This window comes from Bartonella sp. AC329YNZD (genome assembly GCF_042196685.1).
Classification (GTDB): domain Bacteria; phylum Pseudomonadota; class Alphaproteobacteria; order Rhizobiales; family Rhizobiaceae; genus Bartonella.
Genome location: NZ_JBHIQS010000109.1, coordinates 1 through 674, shown reverse-complemented (window position 1 = coordinate 674; position 674 = coordinate 1). Strand labels below are relative to the sequence as shown.

Genomic DNA, 674 nt, shown 5'->3' with positions numbered 1-674 from the left:
TCATCGGGAAAGACAAGCATTTGAAAGCGTTGTAAGAAACCATCATTGCCTTTGCCATATAAAACATTGCGTATAAAGGGCAGAATGCGAGAGGGTTGAATGCCCCCTATAATAGAGACGGTTGCATTGGGAATAAAAATGGTTCCACGCCCAATCCGGTCATAAGTAAATTGACCATCTCCATTAAAAGCTTCCAAATAAAAGGAACGGTCTGTTTGATATTCCTTCCGTTCCATATCTGTTAAGAAACCGGATAATTCATCACGCACCATCAAGAGACCACGGGGGTTTTCTTTTAAAAGTTCCCCAAGCTTTTCAACGGTCACATCATTGACAATAAAACGAGAGACATCATCATCACGCGCATTGTCTTTAGAGAGGGTTTCAGACAAAAGAGCATGGGCTGTTTCAAGATCTCCTTTTTTTATTGCTTTATGGGCTTGTTTTTTCTTTTCAGACTTGTCTAAAGTTTCAAGTATCTCTTCAATTTCTTGTCTCTCTTTCTGCTTTAGCCAGTCTTTATACCATTTCTTTTGAAGGCAAGTGATAGGAGTTAAAGCGGCTTGCATGGTAGGTGTTTTCATGGTTGAAGGTTGACCAATAAGAGCGCCCCAGAGATTAGGGACAATCTTCCAATCATCATGTTGTTTTGGAGCAATCCGCACGCCATTGCC

At 40.9% G+C, this 674-nt stretch carries 1 protein-coding gene; it reads right to left on the bottom strand.

The features are described from left to right. Positions 1-674: DUF3987 domain-containing protein (locus tag ACFIMW_RS09455; RefSeq protein WP_375608921.1), on the bottom strand; the 674-nt coding region annotated here is incomplete at both ends.